Raw genomic sequence first — 22,232 nt, forward strand, 5'->3', positions numbered from 1 at the left:
ACCATTCGCTGGATGACTAACCAAGAGGTATCGCATGAATTACCTGAAATCGTCCTATGCATATTGGGACATTATTTATCTATTACCAAAGCGATCGCGCGGCTACATAAAACGCTGCTCGGCATTTACGGCGTGCATCACGCTCTCTGCCTGCGCCTCATTTAGCCAGGACGGTGGCTTCGCCGTTGTACAACAAACAGCTACCGACAAACTGCATAAAAACGTGCAGTGGATTAAAAGTGATGTAGACCGGCAGCAAGTCAACGACCGCAATAAAGAATTACTCGCTCAAGCATTAACGGTTGACGCGGCGGTGCAACTCGCGCTGCTGAATAACAAAGGCTTGCAGGCCTCATTTGATACGTTGGGCATTGCTGAATCTGATCTGGTACAGGCAGGTCGCATGAGCAATCCTGGTTTCAGCTTTAGCCGCTTGCGACGCGGTGATGAAGTTGAATTTGATCGGGGCATCAGCTTCAATATTGCCCGCTTGATTGCGATGCCACTCACTAGCAAAATGGAGCGTCATCGCTTTGAGCAAACCCAGCGTCAGGTCATGATGGAGATGCTGATCATGGCGGCAGAAACCCGTAAAGCCTACTTCATCGCAGTGGCAGCAGAAGAGTCGGTACGCTATCTTCAACAAGTCAAAAGATCTGCCGAAGCCGGCGCAGAACTGGCCAAGCGCATGAAAGCAGCGGGCAACTTTAATTCCCTGCAAGAGGCGCGTGAACTCAGCTTTTATTCCGACGCAGCGCTCAATTTGGCGCGTGCGGATCAAGCCCGTATCCGCAGTCGCGAGCGTTTGATTCGCTTGCTTGGAATAGATCAATTCAGTGAGGAAAATACTGGCGTAACGAGTTTCAAACTACCTGAGCGCTTACCTGATCTTCCCGATGTTTTGACTCTGACTGATGTTAAGACTGAATCGGATGAAGAAGCAACGGTGATAAACAAGCTCGTTGTCCAACGACTGGATGTGCAGGCAGCTAAGCTGAATACGCAGCAGTTAGCAGAGAGTTTGGGCTTGAACAAAGTTACCCGCTTTATCAACGTACTGGAGCTCGGTGGCGTACGAAATACCTCCAACCAACAAGCGACGCAACATGGTTATGAAGTACGCCTAGAGTTACCACTATTTGACTGGGGCACGGCACGTACTGCCAAAGCGGAGGCGCTCTACATGCAGGCAGTCAATCAAGCCAACCAGACTGCTTTGGAAGCCCGCTCTGAAATCAGGGAAGCCTATGCTAACTATCGCGCCAGTTATGACATCGCCAGGCATTATCGGGATGAGGTCGTTCCCTTAAAAAAACGTATTTCACAAGAGAATCAACTCCGCTATAACGGCATGTTTATCAGCGTATTTGATCTGCTGGCCGATGCGCGCTCACAAATTACCAGCGTCAATAGCGCGATCGATGCGCTCAAAGATTTTTGGCTAGCACAAGCGGATCTGGAGATGAGCATGACTGGCAAGCCCAGCATGATTTCATCACAATCCACAGTGATCTCTGTCTCCGGTTCTGCCGCAGAACACTAAGGAATTATTATGACCAATCGTCGACATTTTTTAAGTGGTATGGGTACGATGGCTGGCGCTGTGGCAGGCACCATCGCCGCCGCAGTTACCGGCGCTTCTGTGAGCAAAGTGGCCATGGCCGCATTGCCCGAACCAGCCACACAAATCACACCGGATACCATGCCGCCACTACACCCGACTACGGGCAGACCTTACAACCCGGTGGTGACACTCAATGGATGGACGCTGCCTTGGCGGATGAATAATGGCATCAAAGAATTCCATCTGGTCGCAGAGCCAGTCGTACGTGAAATGGCACCCGGCTTTAAAGCACATCTATGGGGTTATAACGGTCAATCGCCGGGCCCGACGATCGAAGTCGTTGAAGGCGACCGGGTAAGGATTTTTGTGACAAATCGTTTGCCAGAACATACCAGCGTACATTGGCATGGGCAACGCCTGCCCAATGGGATGGATGGTGTATCTGGTCTGACCCAGCCGTCAATTCAGCCCGGAAAAACCTTTGTCTATGAGTTTGTGGCACGTCGTCCCGGCACCTTTATGTATCACCCGCATGCCGACGAAATGGTGCAAATGGCGATGGGCATGATGGGATTTTGGATTACCCATCCTAAAACGAAACATCCTCTAATCGATGAGGTTGATCGTGATTTTGTATTTCTGTTGAATGCTTACGACATCGATCCCGGGGCTTATACGCCTAAGATTATGACGATGCTGGATTTTAATTTATGGAGCTGGAATAGCCGGATTTTCCCCGGCATTGATCCCTTGGTCGTGCGCAAAAATGACAAGGTAAGAATACGCATCGGCAATCTGACGATGACGAACCATCCGATTCATATCCACGGACATGAGTTCCAGGTCACCGGTACCGACGGCGGGGCGATCCCGAAAACCGCACGCTGGCCAGAAGTCACTACCGATATCGCGGTAGGACAAATGCGTCAGATCGAATTTGTCGCCAATGAAGAAGGTGACTGGGCATTTCATTGCCACAAATCGCATCACACCATGAATGCCATGGGGCACACCGTACCGACCATGATCGGCGTTGATCACGCCAAAGTCGCAAAGGAAATTACCGATTTAGTGCCTGCATACATGGCAATGGGCGACAGTGGTATGGCGGATATGGCCCAGATGCAAATGCCACTACCGGATAACACCGCACCGATGATGACGGGCGACGGCCCATTTGGTTCTGTCGATATGGGTGGTATGTTTAGCGTCGTCAAAGTACGTAAAAATCAAGCTGCGGGCGACTATAAAGATCCGGGCTGGTATCAGCATCCCAAAGGTACGGTCGCATTTGAATGGGTGGGCGCGCTGCCTGAGGCAAAACGTCTTTCACCGGAAGGGACTCAAGCGGCGCCAGAAAACATCAAGCCTGAAAAAGAGATTGAAGTACAAATCCGTAAGCCCGAGGGACATATGCATCATCCTTAAGGTATCTTGGTTGTCCTCACTTAGTTGTCCCTATTTAGTTATCCTTAATCATCCGTCATCAGGACTCAATATGAACTCAAGAAACATCAAAAAATTAGTAGCCACAAGCTTTTTATTGTTGGCAGGACTTACCTCGCTGCACGCGCATGCGCATGGCAAACTGGAATCGTCATCACCGAAAGCGGCCGAGGTGCTAGATCAGTCACCAAAAGAAATCCGTATCCAGTTTAATGAAAATCTGGAAGAGACATTCAGCAAAATACAATTGCTAGATGCCAAAAAAAACGCGCTGGCTTTAGACAAAAGTATCGTTGATAAAACCAATCCTAAAATCATCTCGGTTGCTGTACCCAACTTGTCCGCAGGAGACTATCAGGTGCAATGGACAGTCATGACGCAAGACGGTCATAAAACCAAAGGCACATTTAGCTTTAAGGTGAAGTAAGTGGCAGAAATAGGAGTGATACAGCATCTGGCTACCTGGGCGTTAAATCTGGCATTTGCGATTATGCTTGGCGCGCTGGCGTCACAAGTCTGGCTTAGCTCTGGGCTTAGCTGGGGAGGCAACCGGAAGAGCCTTGCGGGATTAACAAGGCAACCATCATCCTGGGCACTTACTGCTGCGTCACGCTTGAAGCGCATCCTGACAATCTCGACAATCATCACACTACTCGCCAGTACCGGCGCACTGTGGATAGAAGCTGCGGTTATGGCTGAACTGCCGCTACTAGCGTCATGGGATGCCGGCATCGCACTGGCAACCAGTACCCATTTTGGATACGCTTATTTGGTCGGCGCTTCCGCCTTGGTCATGGTCGTTTTTATCAATATATTCCTATCGAAACGAACGACATCTCATCAGTATTTACGGACTCAAAAAATCATCCTCGCAATCTGCATCGGAGTATTTGCTTACAGCCGCAGTGTCGTTAGTCATGCGGTGATATCCGGTGATTTCACCTGGTCAGTGATGATCGATTGGGTGCATCTGCTACTGGTCAGCTTATGGGTTGGAGAAGTACTGATCGCGGGATTGAGCGTGCTCGCCAAACCGGTAGGCTCGCTGCAAGATCACCGACGCGATTGCGTTAGTTATGTCACTGCACTGTCGCACTCTGCTAGCTGGGGGTTAGTCGGCATTTTTATAACCGGTGGCCTAAACGTATGGCGAGGGCTAGGTGACGTCAACAGTGTCAGCGCAATCACAGACAGTGCGTACGGCATTACTCTGCTACTTAAAATTGCACTGGTAATTGGTGCCGCAGCACTAGGCGGATATAACCGTTTTTATGTGATGCCTGATTTACTGCAGGCATTAGAAAAATCTAAGCAACATCCGACAGAGCGGCGGTTTACTTTAATACTGCAAGCAGAAGCGATCATTTTGTTGATCGTCATTTTTGTTGCGGCGATACTCAGTTCGACTTCGCCACCATCGGCTAGTTAATGCGGATAGCTAAGTTAGTAGCTTGATTAATAGCGCCAAATTCCAATATATTTCGTTACTGATTAACGACACTATTGGTCTTAATTTGCAGTATTGTGAAAATAAATTAACTTTACATAAAAACATTATTTATCCTCGGCTATGATTGATTTCTTTTTCAAAAAATCAAATCAAAATTTATGATTAGTAATTTCATTGGCCGGAGTAAATTAATTTTTACTATTGCGATAATTGGTGTCATTTTATTTTCAACAGCATCAAATTCACGAGCTAGCGCAGAACAAACCTCTGTTGACATTTTTTTTGAAAATCCAAAATTAGATAAAGCCGCCCTATCGCCAGACGGAAAATATCTGGGGGTATTAGTTGCAACAAAAAGTGGACGTATGCAATTGGCGGTCGTAGATCTAGCAACAAAATCGTCCAAAATTATTAGTGGCTTCAGCAATGCAGATATCGACGAATTTCATTGGGTAAATGATGACAGGTTGGTATTTAGTACGAAGGATAAGAATGTAGGCATCGGTGATAATCGATTTTTCCCAGGTCTGTATGCGATAAACCGTGATGGATCAGGGGCAAGAACCTTAGTTGATCGTGTTTGGGGAGAAGAATTTACTACTGGAACCATCATTAAAAGCCGCATTTTGCGCGCAGACAATTATTTTTATTCCGTCGATTTTAGTAAGGGATCAAATAGTGTATTTGTCGTGCATCCGGTTTGGGATGCTGTTTATGATTTAAAAGCATTGTCGCTAATACGACTAGACACAACAACCGGAGCCGTTGAACGCATAACAAGACCTGGGGATAGCAAAGAATGGTTGATTGATCAATTTGGTACTCCGCGCATCAATATAACTACAAACGAGGGTGTCAGCACCATTTACTATCTCGATCCCAAAACAGAAAAATGGCGTCAATTATCTCAATTCAATACCTTCAAAGAAGGAAGTTTCACGCCATTTTTTTTCGGCCCGGACGGATCATTATATGTAACCGCTCGAAACGGTCACGATACAAGTGCTTTATACCGTTTTGATTTAGAGAAGAATGCTATTGATCCTAACCCACTGGTTTCAATTACTGGTTACGATTTTGACGGTTCAATGATTTTTGATTTCTCCAAGAAAAAATTGTTGGGCGTTCGTTACGAAAATGATGCTTCATCAACGATCTGGTTTGATGAAGAAATGAAAAAAATTCAAACGTCGATCGATACTTTATTACCAAATACCATCAACGACTTATCCATCTCAAGGAATGGAGTGAGTCAGAATGTTCTAATACGCTCCTACTCAGATGTGCAGCCAGCAACATTTTTAATTTACGATATAACAACTAAGAAGTTAGATTTAATTGGAGGAAAACATCCCGACATAGAATCAAAGAAAATGGCAGCACAAGATATGGTGCGATACAAAGCAAAAGATGGATTAGAAATTCCGGCTTATTTAACATTGCCTCAAGGCAAAGCCAATAAAAATTTACCCATGGTGGTTTTAGTGCATGGCGGTCCGTTTGTTCGCGGAGTAAACTGGGGCTGGGATCCGGAAGTACAGTTTTTAGCGTCTAAAGGCTATGCGGTATTGCAGCCAGAATTCCGTGGTAGCACCGGTTACGGATATAAACATTTCAGAGCAGGCTGGAAACAATGGGGCCTTGCTATGCAAGATGATATCGCCGATGGTACAAAATGGGCGATACAACAAGGAATCGCCGATCCGAAACGTATCTGTATCGCTGGGGCTAGTTATGGCGGATATGCGGTACTAATGGGACTAGCAAAAAATCCAGAATTATTTCGTTGTGGCGTGAATTGGGTTGGTGTAACGGATTTAAACTTAATGTACCAGTCAAACTGGAATAGCGATGCCGACGCTCAATGGCAAAACTACGGAATGCCTGTATTAATTGGCGACAAAGTAAAAGACGCAGCCCAACTAAAAGAAACTTCACCAGTTGAAATAGCAGATCGTATTCGGCAACCGCTGCTGCTTGCTTATGGTGGATCAGACAGACGTGTTCCTATCGCTCATGGGAAAGACTTCTTAGCTGCCGTCCGCAAGACAAACTCATCAGTTGAGTGGATTGAATATGTTGAGGAAGGTCATGGCTGGGGATTGGTCAAAAACCGATTAGATTTTTGGAACAAAGTAGACCACTTTTTAGACGCCAATATTGGTAAATAATATAGGTGAATGAGCGCTCGATCTAATCACTGATTACCTTTATATCGGCGACTATCAGATCGAGTCTAACTACTCAACTATCAAAATACAGTGGTTAAGTTTTTTTAGATTCGCAGCATTTTGATTCAAACATCGAGTCAATACGCTCAAGCCAAAAACATCGCTAGCACATCATGCACACTCGCTACCACGGCATCTGGCTTAATATGTGCATGATGTGGCTTGTCTTGTGCGACTTGGTGGCGGTTCATCCAGACGCCTTGCATACCGGCGCGTTGCGCGCCCTCTACATCTAAGAGTAAGTCATCGCCGACATACATCACCTGTTCTGGTGACAAATCTAAGGCATTGCATGCAGCACTAAAGATTCTTGGATCGGGCTTGGCGCAGCCAAATTTGTGGGCTGCGAATGAAACATGGAAATGAGGCGCCAGACCAATAACATGCAAATCGGCAAAGCCATTTGAAATGGAACCCAGTTTGACGCGCTTGCTCAACGCCTGTAAACCCGGTACTACGTCATCATAGAGACTGACTTTGTTACGGGCATCGGCAAAGACCGCCATAGCTTCATCAGCCTTTACCACATCAACTTTAAATTCCTGGAACAATTTCGATAACAATGCGTGGCGCAGCGACCACAAATCATATTGGAAGCGCGGATTGGTTTTGACCAGCTTTTCGCGATAACTGCGCATGCGGTCGATCGAATAATGTTGTGCTACTTCTGGCGTATTAAACATCATCCACTGGTATAAGCTCGCCTCGGCATATTGAATCACTGGTGCGACGGGCCACAAGGTATCGTCTAAATCGAACAGCACTGCCTGAATCTTAGGACTACTCATCGTCACTTCTCATCTATTTTTTGGGAATTTCGCCCACTTACAGCGAATTGCAGAGGCTTGTCGCTATTTGGAATATCCAAATCAAACGCAATTATGGTCTAATCTGAGTCAATCGGAAACTTCTAAAATCCTTTAATCGAGATGCCGCGCTAGGCACAAAACAAAGCAATACGTCGGTATTGCGAGGCTTTAAGGCTTTGCAACACCTACAACGCGGGGCGCTCGATTATGGGGTTTTTACAGGTTTTCAGTCCGTCATCCGTGCTCACATTACCAACCTTTATGACCTCTTCGTCTAAAACCATCGCACTGATAGGCAAATATAACGCCGCAGGCATTATCGAATCCTTGACTGAGCTAGCCGATTTTTTAGGCCAGGCCGGTCACACTGTCGTATTCGACGAAGAGACTGCACAAAATATCTCAGTAGAAGGATTTAGCGTGCTGTCGGTACCTGATATCGGGAAAAACGCTGACGCCGCGATTGTCCTCGGTGGCGATGGCACAATGTTAGGGATCGCCCGCCAGCTTGCCCCCTACAATGTGCCGCTAATCGGTATCAATCAGGGGCGGCTTGGTTTTATTACCGATATCCCGCTGGACCGCATGCTGCCCGTCATTACAGAAATGCTGGAAGGTAATTATGAATCCGAAAAACGCAGTTTGTTGCAAGGTATTGTGATCCGTGACGGCGAGCAGATTTTTAGCGGAATGGCATTTAATGATGTTGTGGTATCGCGTGGCACCGGGTCTGGCATGGTGGAATTGCGGGTCGATGTCGATCAGCATTTTATGTACAACCAGCGCTCGGACGGTCTAATCGTTTCTACTCCGACTGGCTCAACGGCGTATGCGCTCTCGGCCGGTGGCCCCTTATTGCATCCTAGCCTGAGCGGCATTGTGATGGTGCCAATTGCGCCGCATGCCCTGTCCAATCGCCCGATAGTGTTGCCGGACTCCAGTGAGATCGTAATTGAAATCGTCGCAGGCCGAGATATCAGCGTCAATTTTGATATGCAATCCTTCGCCAGCCTAATCTACAAAGATCGAATCGTGATCCAGCGATCCGCTCATACGGTCACCTTTTTACATCCAAAGGGCTGGAACTATTACGACACCTTGCGGCAGAAATTGCATTGGAATGAGTACCCGTCAGTAGAGGGCGCTTTACGTTAAAATAGCTAGCGTAGAACGACACCAGCTATCGGTTGATAGCAGCGCATTTTTTGCATTCATTCCACCTCTTGTTATCTCTTTTTTACACCGAATCCCCTTATGCTGCGCACGCTTGCTATCCGTGATTTTGTTATCGTCGATGCGATAGAACTCGATTTTTCTGCTGGCTTCACCGTGTTCACGGGCGAAACCGGCGCTGGTAAATCCATTTTGATTGATGCCCTCAGCCTCTCTTTAGGCGGACGTGGCGACGCCAGTATGGTGCGTGAAGGTGCCGCTCGTGCCGATATCTGTGCAGAATTTTCTTTAGACGCCAATTCATCCGTATGGCTGACGGAGCATGACTTTGCTAATGACGACAATCAACTCATTTTGCGTCGGGTGATCGACAACGCTGGTCGCTCCAAAGCCTATATCAACGGCATCACCGCTACCGCAGGACAGTTACGTGAACTGGGCGATTTGTTAGTCGACATTCATGGTCAGCATGCACACCAGTCTTTACTTAAAAGTGATGCGCAACGGGCGCTGCTGGATATGCAAGGTGGCTTGCAAGCATCCGCGCAAGAAGTCGCACAATTATTTAAAACCTGGCGCAATCTGGTCAAACAAAGAGAGGAGTTTGAACGCGACTCCAAAAACGTTTTGCTAGAAAAAGAACGTCTGGAATGGCAGGTTAAAGAACTCGATAAGCTACAAATTCAACCTGGTGAATGGGAAAGCATCAGCCATGAACATAGCCGTCTGGCACATGCCGCCAGTCTGCTCGAAGGAGCGCAAGAAGCTGCCGATCTAATCACCGAATCCGATCACCCTATGCTGTCGCAGCTATCGTCGTTGCAACAAAAATTATCCAAATTATTGGATTACGATCCTGCTCTGCAACCTGTGATTGACGTACTAGATTCTGCCCGCATCAACTTGCAAGAAACTAGCTATGCATTAAATGATTATCTGAGCCGGATCGAACTTGACCCGGCACGCTTGCGTACGGTAGAAGCGCGGATGGAAAGCATTCATTCCACTGCACGCCGCTTTCATGTGACGCCTGAGACCTTACATTTAGAGTTTGCGACCTTGTCCGAACAGTTGCTTCAATTGGCAGATGCATCAGATATTCAGGCACTCAAAGCGCAGGAAGAAAAAGCGTTTGCCACCTACAAAAAAAATGCACAACAGTTATCCAAAGCACGTCGTCAGACAGCCCAAGAATTATCTGCAGCAGTAACGACAGCAATGCAAGATCTGAGTATGAGTGGCGGGTCGTTTGCGATCGCTTTATCTAAATGTGAACCAGCCAGTTACGGCCTGGAGCAAATCGAATTTCAAGTAGCGGGTCATGCTGGTGTACAACCAAGATCATTGGCAAAGGTGGCCTCCGGTGGCGAGCTAGCGCGGATTTCACTGGCAATCTCAGTGATCACCTCGTGCGCGACCGCCACGCCGACACTGATTTTTGACGAGGTGGATAGCGGCATTGGTGGCGGTGTTGCCGAAGTCGTCGGGCGTCTGCTAAAACGTTTAGGGCAGGACCGGCAAGTACTCTGTGTGACTCATTTACCGCAAGTCGCAAGTCAGGCCAATCAACATTTTGAAGTCAGCAAAAACAGTGATGATGGCAAAACCCATTCACAGATCGCCAGACTCGATTCCAAACAACGGGTAGAAGAAATTGCCCGCATGTTGGGCGGACTGGAAATCACCGCAACCACGCGCAAACATGCCAGAGAATTGCTGGCATCTTAATTTAAAAAACTTTAATAAAAAACTATGCGCTTCCTCAAAGAACCAGATCACACCCACGGCAAAATAGGAAAAATCGCTGTCGTCTTAATCAATCTTGGCACACCAGATGCGCCGACGACTTCCGCAGTGCGTCGCTATCTGAAAGAATTTTTATCTGATCCGCGGGTGGTAGAGGTACCGCGCATGATTTGGTGGCTGATTTTAAATTTAATTATTTTGCCATTTCGCTCCAAACAATCTGCGGCTAAATACGCGTCGATCTGGACCAAGGATGGATCACCGTTAAAGGTGCATACTGAAAAACAAGCGGTGCTCTTAAAAGGCTATTTGGGAGAACGTGGACATGAAGTGCATGTGACCCATGCAATGCGCTATGGCTCGCCCAATATCCCGACTGTTTTACAAAAATTGAAAACCGATGGCTATGACAGGATTTTGATTTTGCCTGCCTACCCGCAATATTCAGCGACGACGACCGGTGCCAATGCAGATGCAGTTTTTCAGCATTATCAAAAAATTAGAAACATGCCCGAGTTGCGTATGGTCAGGAGTTATCACGACCATGATTCCTACATCCGCGCACTCCGATTCTCGATCATGAACCACTGGCAAAGCTATGGTCGCCCTGACAAACTGGTCATGAGTTTTCATGGATTGCCAAAAGCATTTTTAATGCGCGGCGATCCCTATCATTGCGAATGCTATAAAACTGCCCGTTTATTAGCGGAACAATTAGGTCTGACTAAAGAGCAATATGTTGTGACTTTCCAATCAAGGCTGGGACGCGCAGAATGGCTGCAACCCTATACAGCCCCCACAGTAAAAGCGCTCGGACAACAAGGTACCAAACGTATTGATGTGGTTTGTCCCGGCTTTATCGCCGATTGCCTAGAAACCTTGGAAGAGATAGCCATGGAAGTCCGTGATGAATTTTTGCATGCCGGCGGTAAAGAATTTAATTACATTCCCTGCCTGAATGAATCGCCAGAGTGGATGCGCGGGCTAGCAGAAATTACCGAGCAACATCTGATCGGCTGGCCGACGATGATGACAGTCAGTATGCGAGACAAGCAAAAGCAAGATGCGCAAATTAGTCGATCAGAATCTAAACGTTTAGGTGCAGAGCATTGACTACCTCAGCCCAATCTAACAAGGTATTTGTCATTGGCGACATCCAAGGTTGCCATGATCAGTTGTTAGAACTGATTGCGCTGATAGACAAAGATGTACCGCAGCAAGCCCCGGCTCCCCGTCTGTTATTTGCGGGCGATCTGGTCAACCGTGGCCCGAAGTCCTTAGCCACGTTGCGCCTTATACGCAGTCTGGGTGAACGCGCAAATAGCGTGCTGGGCAACCACGATCTGCACTTACTCGCCGTCGCCAACGGCATCCGCAAAGCCCATCGCAACGACACCATCGACGATATCTTAGCGGCACCCGATCGGGAAGAATTATTGACATGGTTGCGTCATCGCCCGCTCGCCTTGTTGGAGCAAGGTCATCTGCTAATCCATGCTGGCGTTTTTCCCGCATGGACAATAACAGAAGCCTTGAACTTGGCTCACGAGGTGGAAACGGTTTTGCGCGGTGATCACTATGTGGATTTTTTGAGTCAGATGTATGGCAATACACCCGATCAATGGAGCGATACTCTGCAAGGCGCAGACCGCTACCGCTGCATCGTCAATGCCCTCACTCGCATGCGCTTTTGCAGCAGCGATGGGCTGATGGATTTTGCCAGCAAAGATGGCATGGGCGATACGCCTGATGGTTATTTCCCTTGGTTTGACGTTCCAGGTCGTCAGACCGCAGGCGAACCGATTGCCTTCGGGCACTGGTCAACACTGGGCTTGATCATTCGTGACGACTTGTTGAGTTTAGACACTGGCTGCGTCTGGGGTGGCAAGCTGACGGCGGTATGCCTTAATGATCACAGCGTAGTACAAGTCGATTGCCCCCAGCAGCAAAAACCGGGCTAAAGCTAGATGATCTATCCGACTTTGATTTAAAAAATGTCAAACGGAGTGTCCAATCATTCTGCGGCTTCTGGCACGAAAATGACCTGCAAGCAGCATAATCATTGGACGATGCTTTTAACCTTAGAGTGCGCATGGCGCATCCTATAGTTTTAATTCCATAACGAGGCAATCAAGCTTACGCTGCTTGCTGACTCACTCTACTCGCCTCTGCAATCGCATTCAATTGATCCACGATCGTCTGATCCAATTGCATCGTCTGTGCTGGCGGGATCACCAACGTCGTAATTGTTTTGAGCATCGCCGTTGGTAAGTCGCCTAAACGCACTTTATCAATACGCGTCTTTTCCATCGGATTGGTGGCGGCCTCGTACAAAATAACTTCGTGCTCCAGAGGATAGTAACGAGCCAGTTTATTCACCAGTATTTGTAAGTGCGCGGTATTGGTCTCAAACTTCTTCATGCTCAAATCACCCGCTAAGCCAGGCTGCCACAAGATTTGTAGGCAGGTTGGATCAAGCACATGCTGGTAGATCATAAACTGCGTTGTCTCCATAGACTGCATGCCCGTTTTGGCCGGATCAATCCCGATATCTGCCACCAGACAATCCTCTTCAGAAATGCCAGGCTCCATCACGGCGCTATAACCCTCGGCTCTGGCATCGGCAATTGCCATGTGAGCGATGCAGGCAAAAATGCCGGGGTGCCCATAGAACGCAGCACAGACAGTTTTACCGGCACGCACCTGATCCAGAATTGTGTCGGCCATACGGCGATAAGTATCACGCCGATCTTTACCTTCGATCTCGACATCGCTGTAATAGCCGAGCAAACAAATATATTCTTTAGCGATATCTTGCAGCCATTTGCGGGTAAAAATATTAGGCACGACAGCAACGACCACATCGCTGTTTTCAATATAGCTTTGAGCGATTGGGGTCAGATGCCCAGCCATTCTTAAACCAGTGCCAACACAAATTAACTTACCTTGCTTTTGATTGGACATAGACGTTCTTTAGATAAAAAACTACTGATGATGGACGGATACACAGTTACGCCCCCGAGATTTAGACAAATATAAGGCCTGATCCGCTGCTTCCAGCGTCGCTTTGAATGTACGATTTGGGCTGACAGGAAAACTGGCGACGCCAAAACTAGCGGACAATTTGAATTGATGACCGCTTGCGGTGGTGTCAATAGATTCAATCGCATTGCGGCAGCGCTCTGCTAACTGCAGGGCCGTGTCTGAATTCGAGTCCGGCATACAAATGGCGAACTCCTCACCTCCAAGCCGTCCGAACAAATCTACTTTACGGAGCTGAGACTGCACTACCTCGGTCACTGTCTTCAAGACCCAGTCACCTGTAGCATGACCAAAAGTGTCATTCACTTTTTTAAACAAATCCATATCGAACAAAATGATACTCATCCCACTAGAATTTTTTTCAAAAATATCGGTCGCACAAGTCATAAAGTGCATACGGTTTGCGACCTGCGTTAAGCCATCTGTTTGGGAAAATTGACGAAAGCGATTTTTTTGTTCCAGGGTTTTCATCAACCAGATCAAAATGGATAGCAACAATCCCATGACAAAAATTACTGCTATCAGCAACAATTGATTATTACGCTTTTCTAATTGTTGCTCTATACGAAGAACCTTATTTTTCTCCTCCAGCAAACTCATTTGATTAGCTTTATCCTGCATATCAAACTTGACACGTTGGTAGGCAACGCTTTTTTGCAATTGCTCATCCAATACTTTATCTTTAAGTACTAATGCAGCGTCAGAATATTCTAAAGCAGCAGCTAGCTGCCCTTGAGCGCGCTTAATGAGTGCCATAGTCGTATTAATTTTTTGCCTGACTTGCATAGACTGATTTATTTTTTCATGCTCGTACGCACTTAGACCATGAGTCTCTGCAAGCGAGAAATTCCCAATTTTCAGATACGCCTTTGCTATGGCCTCCTCTAGTTCACAAAAATTATTTAATTTTTGATCAGCTTTGGAATATTCAATCAGTAGAGGTAGCCCCAGCTTGATTCCCTGCTGATATGAGTGCTCCTCAATTAAATCAATTACCTCGTAACCCCTAAGAAACAGCACAATACTTTTCCGACCATTAGCGTTGCAACTGTCGATTGCATCTTTCATTAAAGAAAGAGCATCAGCATGATTTCCACGTTCAAAATTGATCTGTACCTTATTCGCATAGCCGATACATTTAGCTTGGAAATTACCTTGGGGGCTGGGAAGGCTAATTATCCTGTCAGCATAAGATAACGCATCATCATAAGCGCGTAGAGAAGATAGAAGAGTTGCAGCCGAATGGAGAATACCGATTTGTGCGGTGTAACTGTCTATCGTTGGCAGTAATAAAATGCTTTGATTCATTGCATTTAGTGCATTGTCATATTCTCCTAGCGCCGTATAAGATGCGGATAGTTGATTTAAAAATTTAACTTTAAGATTCTGATCAGTTATATTTCCGATTACTGACTGAACAATATCAATACGCTCTTTATGAAGCCCCACAAATCCTAAATATGAAGCTTTATACAATACAAATTTATTAGATTGCTCTTGAGTAAATTGTATTTTTTCGGCTGTTAAATGTTGCAATACAACAGTGGCCTTTGCTATATCCCGGTCTATATATTGTAAAAAGAGTTGAAGTTGTTGATCAATTTCTTCGGCACTATCTGCAAATACAGAGGATGTAAAAGTCAGTAGCATCAGAAAAATAATTGATACAGTCACTTTCAAAATACGTCCCCTTCCAAGTGTTTTTTAGAATAGAAGATTCTAAATCTAAATTTTAAACTCCTTGAGTAACTTCAATGCTCGGAAGTTCATCGGCAGAAATACCAATCAAATCTGCGACGGCATTTTTATCACCCGACATAAACGCGTCCTGCTCTTCTTCAGTCAAACCAAAAGTGGTCATTGCGCCTGCAGGATCTGCGTTGTGTGCATCACGAGCGGCAGCATCTTTATCGAGCACATTCAAATAATCCAATAGTTTTGACATAATCGTTTTCCTTTGGTTGGGTTAAAGATAAGGTACAGCCGTAAGGATTCTATAATGTTTCTTTTAAACACTGGAAAAAATCTGTCACTTCTGTGCTCGATACGTAGCGGCCAGAAGTAAAAATTTGTATCGATTATTGAGCTTACGAACCTAAGCCCTCGCCGACAGATACCCAAGCCGCTTGTGCTACCTCTCTCCGGTGTGCGTTTTCAGTTGAAATGAGTGGTAGACGAATCAGATCGGCTGTCATGCCGCCGCCTTGCAAAATCAGTCGCATGCTTTCGACAAAGGTCATCTCGCCGATAAAATCCGCTGCGGTGTGCAATGCTCCTTGAGCATCGACATAGCGGATGGCAAAGGGTTGGACCGGGACGCGGGCTTCGATGGCGGCTTCAAACAGATTGGCGTGGAACGGCAAAATTGCACCCTGTGCTGCGGTGGTGCCTTCTGGAAAAAAGGCGATGCGTTTGCCTGCTTCGATCTGATGTACCAGGCCTTCATAGATGCGACGTACTTCGCGTTGCTTGCCGCGGGCTAAAAAAATCGTGCCCGCCTTTTCGCACAGCCAGCCGACCAGTGGCCATTTTCGGATGTCGGATTTGGCGACGAAGTGGCAGGGTTGCAGCGTATTTAATACGAAAATATCTAACCAGGAAACATGATTGGATACAACCAGCACGTTGGAAGACGCGTGCGCTGACGGTGAGTCGGCTGCGCGATCAATCAAGCGCACTCTGACTTTGCAAATGGTAAGTAAGTTTTTAGACCAGCGGCGGATTAGCGCCTCGTGCGTTGCAGTGCTAGTCCATGGAAAAATCGCCGCGCAGGTGAGCATGCCCGCAAACAAGTGAACGATGATACGTATAAAACGCCAAGCTATCATGCCTACCCTGTATCTTTTTTACAGGATTTACGCAAAACCGCCCCAACCGCGTTGCAGCACCTAGCCGTAGCGAAGCACTGTCGTCATCGCTACGCCTTGTTGGGACAATTTTGCGTAAGTCCTATTTTAGTTAAATATATACTGGGAGTAGGTATTTTTAATTGTCCATATATTATTTGGACATTAAGTATGATTTTTACCCATACTCCCCTATTTTTGCCAAACAACAGGCACTTCAGTTAGTCAGCCAACTGTGTACGGACTAGCGACTTTGGCTAGACCACTTCATACGCAACATGACCAGATACGATGGTGGCTTTGACGATGCCGGGCAGTTCATAGCCGATAAATGGCGTGTGCTTGCCTTGACTAGTCAGGGCTTTGGGTTCGACCAACCAACGGGCTGCTGGATCGAACAGACACAGGTCGGCGACGCTGCCGACACTCAACACACCGCAAGGCAAGCTGGCGACCTTGGCGGCACCGTTGGTGATTGTCGACAAAGCTTGCGTCATGGAGACTGTGCCGTGGCTGTCCTCTACCCATTTCAGAGTCAGCGACAAGAGTAATTCCAAACCAGTGGCACCGGGTGATGCCTCGGCAAATGGCAGCAGTTTTTCATCATCATCGACCGGCGTGTGATCTGAGCAGATGGCGTCTATCGTGCCATCTAATAATGCGCTACGGATCGCATCGCGGTCACGCTGGCTGCGCAGTGGCGGCGTGAGGTGGGCATTGGCGTCGAAGTAGCCGATGTCGGCATCGGTCAGGTGAACGTGATGCGCGCCGACATCGCAAGTGAGGAGCAAACCTTCTTTTTTTGCCTGCCGCACCAGATCTAACCCGGCAGCAGATGAAATACGACATAGATGGACTTTGGCACCTGTCGCACGCATCAATTCAAATAAGGTGTGCAGTGCAATCGTTTCTGCCATAACGGGCACACCGGATAAGCCAAGGCGCGATGCCAGCGGTCCGCTGTGGGCAACACCACCTTTACCGATAAAAGCATCTTGCGGACGCAGCCAGACGGTATAAGAAAAAGTGCTGGCATATTGCAGTGCGCGTTGCAGTATGTTGGTGTCGGCAATGGTGACATCCGCTTGCGAAAAGCCGATGCAACCAGCGTCGGTCAGCGCAGACATTTCTGTCAGGGCTTCGCCTTTCAATCCAACGGTGAGTGCGCCCAAGGGATAAACATGTGCCTTGTTTTGGATTTTGGCGCGTTGTTTGAGCATCTCGACCAAACCGGATTCGTCCAGTACTGGATCAGTATCTGGCGGACAAACCAGACTGGTCACGCCACCGCGCATGGCAGCTTGCAACTCGGACTCTAAAGTGGCTTTATATTCAAAACCCGGCTCACGCAAACGGGCGCTGAGATCGACCAAGCCTGGCGCGACAATCAATCCGGTCGCATCGATGATTTTATTCGCGACAAAATCAGCAGGCGCCTGACCAATGGCGACGATCTTGCCAGCGGCAATATAAATATCCTGCACGCCGTCGATCTGGTTGGCGGGGTCAATCACTCGGCCATTTTTGATGTGTAGTTTCATACTGGTTTTTCTTCTTTATTTTCTACGTGATAATATCAATTACCAGCGACGATGCTCATCACCGCCATCCGCACCGCGATCCCAAATGTCACTTGCGGCAAGATCACTGCCTGCGGACCATCGGCGACCGCAGAATCAATCTCTACACCACGATTCATCGGACCTGGATGCATCACGATGGCATCTGGTTTTGCTAATGCCAGTCGCTCCGGTGTTAAGCCATAGCTTTTAAAATATTCTTGCGCGGAAGGGAGTAAGGCACCACTCATGCGCTCATTCTGCAGGCGCAGCATGATGATCACGTCGACGCCTTTGAGACCTTCATCCATATTATTAAACACGCGCACGCCCATCTGTTCTAATCCCCCCGGTAACAAAGTGCGTGGGCCAATCACGCGCACTTCTGGCACGCCCAAGGTCGTCAGTGCGTGGATGTCAGAACGCGCAACACGGCTATGCAATACATCGCCGACAATAGCGACCGTCAGATTAGTAAAATCTTTTTTGTAGTGACGGATAGTGTACATATCCAACAAACCTTGGGTCGGATGCGCATGACGTCCATCCCCGGCATTGATCACATGTACATGATTTTGCTTAGTGTCATTGAGATGTTTGGCAATCAGAAACGGTGCGCCGGAGGTGGCATGGCGCACAACAAACATATCGGCATGCATCGCAGCCAGATTGTCTATCGTGTCTAATAACGATTCGCCCTTGCTGGTACTGGAGGCGGAAATATTAAGATTGATTACATCAGCAGACAAACGTTTTGAGGCAATCTCGAACGTGGTTCGGGTACGGGTAGAGTTTTCAAAGAACAGGTTGAAGACACTTTTACCGCGCATCAGAGGGACTTTTTTAACTTCTCTGTCGCTGATACTGACGAAAGAGGAGGCGGTATCCAAAATATGATTGACGATGGATTTTGGCAAGCCGTCAATCGTCAGCAGGTGCTGGAGTTCGCCATTTTTATTGAGTTGGGGATTATGCATGATCGATTGAGAAGCTAAGTTGTCCTGAATCTGCACGTCGCAGATTGACGGATGAAGAGGGTTCAAATTCGGCAGTGTGGGCGACGAAATCAGCGGCGATCGGTAGTTCGCGGCCACCACGATCCAGTAAAGCAGCCAGCATGATTTTTGCGGGGCGACCGTAATCAAAAAGTTCGTTAATCGCTGCCCGCGTGGTGCGACCGGTGTAGAGCACATCATCGACCAAGATAATGCTGGCACCGTTCACATCAAACGGAATTTGGGTCGGCTTGACCTCGGCGTGCAAACCTTTTTCGGCATAGTCATCACGATAAAACGAGACGTCGATAAATCCAGGTTTGATCTGCAGCCCCAAGTCGCCGGTAAGTCGCTCAGCAAGCCATGCACCACCTGAATAAATACCGACAATCGCAAGATGATCATCGTTGGCAACACGCGCCTTAATTTGTGCCAGCAATTGCTGGTAGAGCATCTCTGCTTCTGGTAACTGCTTCGTAGTGGTCATGGCAAGATTTATTTAGTAGAGTCAATTAGTGAGGTTAATTCGTGGCATCAAAATATTGTTGCAGTATGAGTGCCGCAGCTTGTGCATCAATACGCTCACCACGTTTAGCATGGATGACGGCGGAAGAATAGCGTTCATCAACCAACTCCACCTGCACGGAAAACCGGCCATGCAGTTGATTAGCAAACCGCCGGCAGCGCTGCGTCATTTCATGTTCGGCACCGTCGGGATGCATGGGTAAACCAATCACACATAAAATAGGTTGCCAGGATTTGATCAGCGCAGCAATTTCATCAAACTTAGCATCATTGGTAGCAGCGCTGATTATGGAGAGCGCCTGCGACTGTCTGAGCACGGTATTACCAACAGCAACACCAATACGCTTCAAACCAAAATCAAATGCCAATATCGTGCCTGTAAGAATGTTAGAGCAAGGTGCAGAACCGGGAACAATAACGGAGGAAGTAACGGAAGAATTAATCGATTCTGGAGCAGACATAGCGAGACTTGTCATCAGGCGTGTCCTGCCTCGGAGGCGAGCATCAGCGGATCAATGCCGAGTAATTTTATCGCTGCCAGAAATCGCTCTTCTATCGGCAAGTCGAATAAAATTTTGGCATCTGCTGCTACCGTCAACCAGCCGTTGGCTAAAATTTCTTGTTCAAGCTGACCCGCACTCCATCCGGCATAACCAATACTGACCATGACTTGTTCCGGCCCATCGCCAGAAGCTACGGCTTCCAGTACATCGCGCGATGTGGTGAAAGCAATCTCGTCGGTTACCTTGAGTGAGGAAGAAAACTTGCCAACCGGAGCATGCAATACAAAGCCCCGGTCATCCTGCACGGGGCCGCCGAACATCACAGGCTTCTCACGCATGGGATGGGAATTGGGGATAATTTCTAACTTAAGATCAATCCTGTCAAACAGGCCCGCGACTGTCAGATCAGTCGGCCTGTTAATCACTAAGCCCATAGCGCCGCGCTGATTATGTTCGCACAGGTAAATCACGGTTCCACCAAAAATCGGATCGAGCATGGATGGCATGGCGATCAAAAAATGATTGGTCAGATTTAATTCCGCTGCAGATTTTGCTTGCGGTTGGTGTTGCGGCTCAGAAGAGTTTGGAGCAGATGCGCCAGAAGACGCAGGAGACACTTGATCAGGCGCAATAGTAGCCTCGGGCTCTTGTCGCACTGGATTGTCGGACTTCGGGGGTTTAATTTGCTTCGCCATGGCGACATTTTAGCATTTTTGGCGTGCTTTTTCGATGTGTGCTAAGGTGCGCAAACACTCGCATTGCCACCTGAAAATCATGTCAATTAATTCATAAAATGACCTCTTCTTCCCCGACAACCCATCCTGCTTCCACCGATATTTTGCCCGTTTCTTTAGTCTGGTTCAGACGTGATTTACGCAGCTTTGACCATGCTGCCTTATATGCCGCGCTGAAACACAGCGCAGCGGTATATTGTGTTTTTATATTTGATGCCACGATTTTGCAAGGACTGCCTGCCAACGACAGGCGCGTCTGGTTTATCTACGAAAGCATCAAAGAATTAGCGAAAGAGCTGAAAAAAATGGGCGGGAGTCTGATAGTCCTGCATGGCGACTCTGAGGAAGAAATACCCAGACTGGCAGCGGAGTTGCGTGCCTCTGCCGTGTTCGCTAATCATGACTACGAACCGCAGGCAATTGCACGGGACAACATTGTTAAAACTCGGCTAGCCAGTTTTAACTGCGCACTCCACACCTGCAAGGATCAGGTGATTTTTGAAAAAAACGAGGTCTTGTCCTTGGCTGGCACAACTTTTTCAGTATTTACGCCTTACAAAAACGCGTGGCTAAAAAAATTCTATGCAGAAGGCAGCGACTTTTATAGCAAGCCTTATCCGCTTGAAACCTATGCTGACCGATTAAGAGCATTTCTGGATGAAAGCATACCAAGCTTGCAGGCAATGGGGTTCAGCGACACAAGCGACTCCCATATGAATATACCGGCAGGCATGTCCGGCGGAGCCAAATTGCTTGAGGATTTTTTACATCGAATTCATCGATATGATGTGGCGCGGGATTATCCGGCAGTTAAAGGTCCCTCGTATCTATCGGTACATTTACGGTTTGGGACTGTCTCAGTGCGCCATTTGGTCAGAGAGGCGATGGCTTGCGTGCGTACAGTGGCAGACCAATCGGGCGCACAAACCTGGTTGAATGAACTGATCTGGCGGGATTTTTATTTCATGATCCTGAATCACCATCCGCGCGTAGTTGGTCATGCTTTTAAACCTGATTATGACGCCATCCAGTGGGAAAGTGGCGCTCGCGCAGAATCCTTATTCGCGGCCTGGTGTGAGGGACGTACTGGCTATCCATTAGTCGACGCTGCCATGCTGCAACTGAATCAAACTGGCTATATGCACAACCGCTTACGAATGGTGACGGCCTGTTTTCTGATCAAAGACCTTGGGATAGACTGGCGCTGGGGTGAGCGTTATTTTGCGCAACATTTAAATGATTTTGATTTGTCGGCAAATAATGGTGGCTGGCAGTGGGCGGCCTCTTCTGGCTGTGATGCGCAACCCTATTTCCGCATCTTTAATCCTGTAACACAATCAGAGAAATTTGACGCAGAAGCTAAGTTCATTCGCAAGTATTTACCCCAATTAAGCAAGCTCAGTAACAAGCAAATTCACGCGCCCTGGACACAGACAACTGAGGTCTTGGAACTTGCTGGTATCCGCTTAGGTAAAAATTATCCTATGCCGGTGATTGCTCATGATCAGGCGCGTAAGGCGACACTGGCACGCTATGCCGTTGTGAAAAAACCGGACGAAAAAAATGCACCTGATTAGGGTGCATTTTTAAGACTCGTCAGAACATTTTT

The 22,232-nt window shown here is 47.6% G+C and carries 20 protein-coding genes; 10 read left to right on the forward strand and 10 right to left on the reverse strand.

Features of this window, described 5'->3' with window-relative positions; genetic code table 11:
- Positions 1-34 precede the first annotated feature (34 nt).
- The 5 genes from QN395_RS08585 to QN395_RS08605 all read left to right on the forward strand — a co-directional run bounded on the left by QN395_RS08585 (position 35) and on the right by QN395_RS08605 (position 6,631).
- Positions 35-1,543: a TolC family protein gene (locus QN395_RS08585; RefSeq protein ID WP_322121388.1), complete on the forward strand. Its 1,509-nt coding sequence runs from the start codon at positions 35-37 to the stop codon at positions 1,541-1,543.
- A 9-nt stretch (positions 1,544-1,552) separates the two neighbouring features.
- Positions 1,553-2,992: a copper oxidase gene (locus tag QN395_RS08590; RefSeq protein WP_322121387.1), complete on the forward strand. Its 1,440-nt coding sequence runs from the start codon at positions 1,553-1,555 to the stop codon at positions 2,990-2,992.
- 70 nt (positions 2,993-3,062) lie between these two features.
- Entirely contained in the window at positions 3,063-3,437 is a 375-nt protein-coding gene (locus QN395_RS08595; RefSeq protein ID WP_322121386.1) for a copper resistance protein CopC, read from the forward strand.
- Positions 3,438-4,439: a copper resistance D family protein gene (locus tag QN395_RS08600; RefSeq protein WP_322121385.1), complete on the forward strand. Its 1,002-nt coding sequence runs from the start codon at positions 3,438-3,440 to the stop codon at positions 4,437-4,439. It begins immediately after the preceding gene.
- 179 nt (positions 4,440-4,618) lie between these two features.
- Entirely contained in the window at positions 4,619-6,631 is a 2,013-nt protein-coding gene (locus tag QN395_RS08605; RefSeq protein ID WP_323492017.1) for an alpha/beta fold hydrolase, read from the forward strand.
- Between the two features lie 146 nt (positions 6,632-6,777).
- Here QN395_RS08605 and QN395_RS08610 read toward each other — a convergent pair whose 3' ends face one another.
- Complete coding sequence (locus QN395_RS08610; RefSeq protein WP_323492018.1) at positions 6,778-7,479, reverse strand: HAD family hydrolase; 702 nt, start codon at positions 7,477-7,479, stop codon at positions 6,778-6,780.
- A 282-nt stretch (positions 7,480-7,761) separates the two neighbouring features.
- On the opposite strand from QN395_RS08610, the gene QN395_RS08615 reads away from it, so the two are divergent.
- From QN395_RS08615 to QN395_RS08630, 4 genes are all read left to right on the forward strand, one after another.
- Positions 7,762-8,655, forward strand: a complete 894-nt coding sequence (locus tag QN395_RS08615) for an NAD kinase (RefSeq protein WP_322121382.1) — start codon at positions 7,762-7,764, stop codon at positions 8,653-8,655.
- 99 nt (positions 8,656-8,754) lie between these two features.
- Positions 8,755-10,401, forward strand: coding sequence for a DNA repair protein RecN (gene recN, locus QN395_RS08620; protein ID WP_322121381.1), 1,647 nt, complete (start codon positions 8,755-8,757; stop codon positions 10,399-10,401).
- A 24-nt stretch (positions 10,402-10,425) separates the two neighbouring features.
- Complete coding sequence (hemH, locus tag QN395_RS08625) at positions 10,426-11,532, forward strand: ferrochelatase (RefSeq protein WP_322121380.1); 1,107 nt, start codon at positions 10,426-10,428, stop codon at positions 11,530-11,532.
- On the forward strand, positions 11,529-12,380 hold the full coding sequence (locus tag QN395_RS08630) for a symmetrical bis(5'-nucleosyl)-tetraphosphatase (RefSeq protein WP_322121379.1): 852 nt from the start codon (positions 11,529-11,531) through the stop codon (positions 12,378-12,380). The genes hemH and QN395_RS08630 overlap by 4 nt, the downstream gene beginning before the upstream one ends.
- 175 nt (positions 12,381-12,555) lie before the next feature.
- Here the strand turns inward: QN395_RS08630 and QN395_RS08635 are convergent, their stop codons facing one another.
- From QN395_RS08635 to QN395_RS08675, 9 genes are all read right to left on the reverse strand, one after another.
- The gene (locus tag QN395_RS08635) at positions 12,556-13,383 is read right to left on the reverse strand and encodes an SAM-dependent methyltransferase (protein ID WP_323492019.1); all 828 of its coding nucleotides are present in this window, start codon (positions 13,381-13,383) and stop codon (positions 12,556-12,558) included.
- Between the two features lie 21 nt (positions 13,384-13,404).
- Positions 13,405-15,135 (reverse strand): GGDEF domain-containing protein, encoded by a 1,731-nt coding sequence (locus QN395_RS08640; RefSeq protein WP_323492042.1) that lies wholly within the window; start codon positions 15,133-15,135, stop codon positions 13,405-13,407.
- Between the two features lie 58 nt (positions 15,136-15,193).
- Positions 15,194-15,406, reverse strand: a complete 213-nt coding sequence (locus QN395_RS08645; protein WP_323492020.1) for a hypothetical protein — start codon at positions 15,404-15,406, stop codon at positions 15,194-15,196.
- Positions 15,407-15,548: 142 nt separating this feature from the next.
- Positions 15,549-16,289, reverse strand: coding sequence for a lysophospholipid acyltransferase family protein (locus QN395_RS08650; RefSeq protein WP_322121376.1), 741 nt, complete (start codon positions 16,287-16,289; stop codon positions 15,549-15,551).
- Between the two features lie 275 nt (positions 16,290-16,564).
- Positions 16,565-17,848 (reverse strand): dihydroorotase, encoded by a 1,284-nt coding sequence (locus QN395_RS08655; RefSeq protein ID WP_322121375.1) that lies wholly within the window; start codon positions 17,846-17,848, stop codon positions 16,565-16,567.
- 35 nt (positions 17,849-17,883) lie between these two features.
- Positions 17,884-18,843, reverse strand: coding sequence for an aspartate carbamoyltransferase catalytic subunit (locus tag QN395_RS08660; RefSeq protein ID WP_322121374.1), 960 nt, complete (start codon positions 18,841-18,843; stop codon positions 17,884-17,886).
- Positions 18,836-19,348 carry a bifunctional pyr operon transcriptional regulator/uracil phosphoribosyltransferase PyrR gene (gene pyrR, locus QN395_RS08665; RefSeq protein ID WP_322121373.1) on the reverse strand — a complete coding sequence of 171 codons (513 nt, stop codon included), beginning with the start codon at positions 19,346-19,348 and terminating at the stop codon, positions 18,836-18,838. Before pyrR ends, QN395_RS08660 begins: the two co-directional genes overlap by 8 nt.
- Positions 19,349-19,382: 34 nt before the next feature.
- Positions 19,383-19,862 (reverse strand): Holliday junction resolvase RuvX, encoded by a 480-nt coding sequence (gene ruvX / locus QN395_RS08670; RefSeq protein WP_322121372.1) that lies wholly within the window; start codon positions 19,860-19,862, stop codon positions 19,383-19,385.
- A complete protein-coding gene (locus QN395_RS08675) occupies positions 19,862-20,584 on the reverse strand; it encodes a YqgE/AlgH family protein (protein WP_322121371.1) in 723 nt (240 codons plus the stop codon). Before QN395_RS08675 ends, ruvX begins: the two co-directional genes overlap by 1 nt.
- Positions 20,585-20,682: 98 nt before the next feature.
- Here QN395_RS08675 and QN395_RS08680 point away from each other — a divergent pair, with 98 nt between their 5' ends.
- Positions 20,683-22,200 carry a deoxyribodipyrimidine photo-lyase gene (locus QN395_RS08680; RefSeq protein WP_322121370.1) on the forward strand — a complete coding sequence of 506 codons (1,518 nt, stop codon included), beginning with the start codon at positions 20,683-20,685 and terminating at the stop codon, positions 22,198-22,200.
- Positions 22,201-22,232: the final 32 nt, after the last annotated feature.

This window comes from Undibacterium sp. RTI2.2, assembly GCF_035018705.1.
Lineage (GTDB): Bacteria > Pseudomonadota > Gammaproteobacteria > Burkholderiales > Burkholderiaceae_D > Undibacterium.

What these genes read in the sequence shown, in the direction of transcription:
- QN395_RS08585 (WP_322121388.1), top strand. Translation starts at nt 35, where the DNA reads ATGAATTACCTGAAATCGTCCTATGCATATTGGGACATTATTTATCTA.
- QN395_RS08590 (WP_322121387.1), top strand. Translation starts at nt 1,553, where the DNA reads ATGACCAATCGTCGACATTTTTTAAGTGGTATGGGTACGATGGCTGGC.
- QN395_RS08595 (WP_322121386.1), top strand. Translation starts at nt 3,063, where the DNA reads ATGAACTCAAGAAACATCAAAAAATTAGTAGCCACAAGCTTTTTATTG.
- QN395_RS08605 (WP_323492017.1), top strand. Translation starts at nt 4,619, where the DNA reads ATGATTAGTAATTTCATTGGCCGGAGTAAATTAATTTTTACTATTGCG.
- QN395_RS08610 (WP_323492018.1), bottom strand. Translation starts at nt 7,479, where the DNA reads ATGAGTAGTCCTAAGATTCAGGCAGTGCTGTTCGATTTAGACGATACC.
- QN395_RS08615 (WP_322121382.1), top strand. Translation starts at nt 7,762, where the DNA reads ATGACCTCTTCGTCTAAAACCATCGCACTGATAGGCAAATATAACGCC.
- recN (WP_322121381.1), top strand. Translation starts at nt 8,755, where the DNA reads ATGCTGCGCACGCTTGCTATCCGTGATTTTGTTATCGTCGATGCGATA.
- hemH (WP_322121380.1), top strand. Translation starts at nt 10,426, where the DNA reads ATGCGCTTCCTCAAAGAACCAGATCACACCCACGGCAAAATAGGAAAA.
- QN395_RS08635 (WP_323492019.1), bottom strand. Translation starts at nt 13,383, where the DNA reads ATGTCCAATCAAAAGCAAGGTAAGTTAATTTGTGTTGGCACTGGTTTA.
- QN395_RS08645 (WP_323492020.1), bottom strand. Translation starts at nt 15,406, where the DNA reads ATGTCAAAACTATTGGATTATTTGAATGTGCTCGATAAAGATGCTGCC.
- QN395_RS08650 (WP_322121376.1), bottom strand. Translation starts at nt 16,289, where the DNA reads ATGATAGCTTGGCGTTTTATACGTATCATCGTTCACTTGTTTGCGGGC.
- QN395_RS08655 (WP_322121375.1), bottom strand. Translation starts at nt 17,848, where the DNA reads ATGAAACTACACATCAAAAATGGCCGAGTGATTGACCCCGCCAACCAG.
- QN395_RS08660 (WP_322121374.1), bottom strand. Translation starts at nt 18,843, where the DNA reads ATGCATAATCCCCAACTCAATAAAAATGGCGAACTCCAGCACCTGCTG.
- pyrR (WP_322121373.1), bottom strand. Translation starts at nt 19,348, where the DNA reads ATGACCACTACGAAGCAGTTACCAGAAGCAGAGATGCTCTACCAGCAA.
- ruvX (WP_322121372.1), bottom strand. Translation starts at nt 19,862, where the DNA reads ATGACAAGTCTCGCTATGTCTGCTCCAGAATCGATTAATTCTTCCGTT.
- QN395_RS08675 (WP_322121371.1), bottom strand. Translation starts at nt 20,584, where the DNA reads ATGGCGAAGCAAATTAAACCCCCGAAGTCCGACAATCCAGTGCGACAA.
- QN395_RS08680 (WP_322121370.1), top strand. Translation starts at nt 20,683, where the DNA reads ATGACCTCTTCTTCCCCGACAACCCATCCTGCTTCCACCGATATTTTG.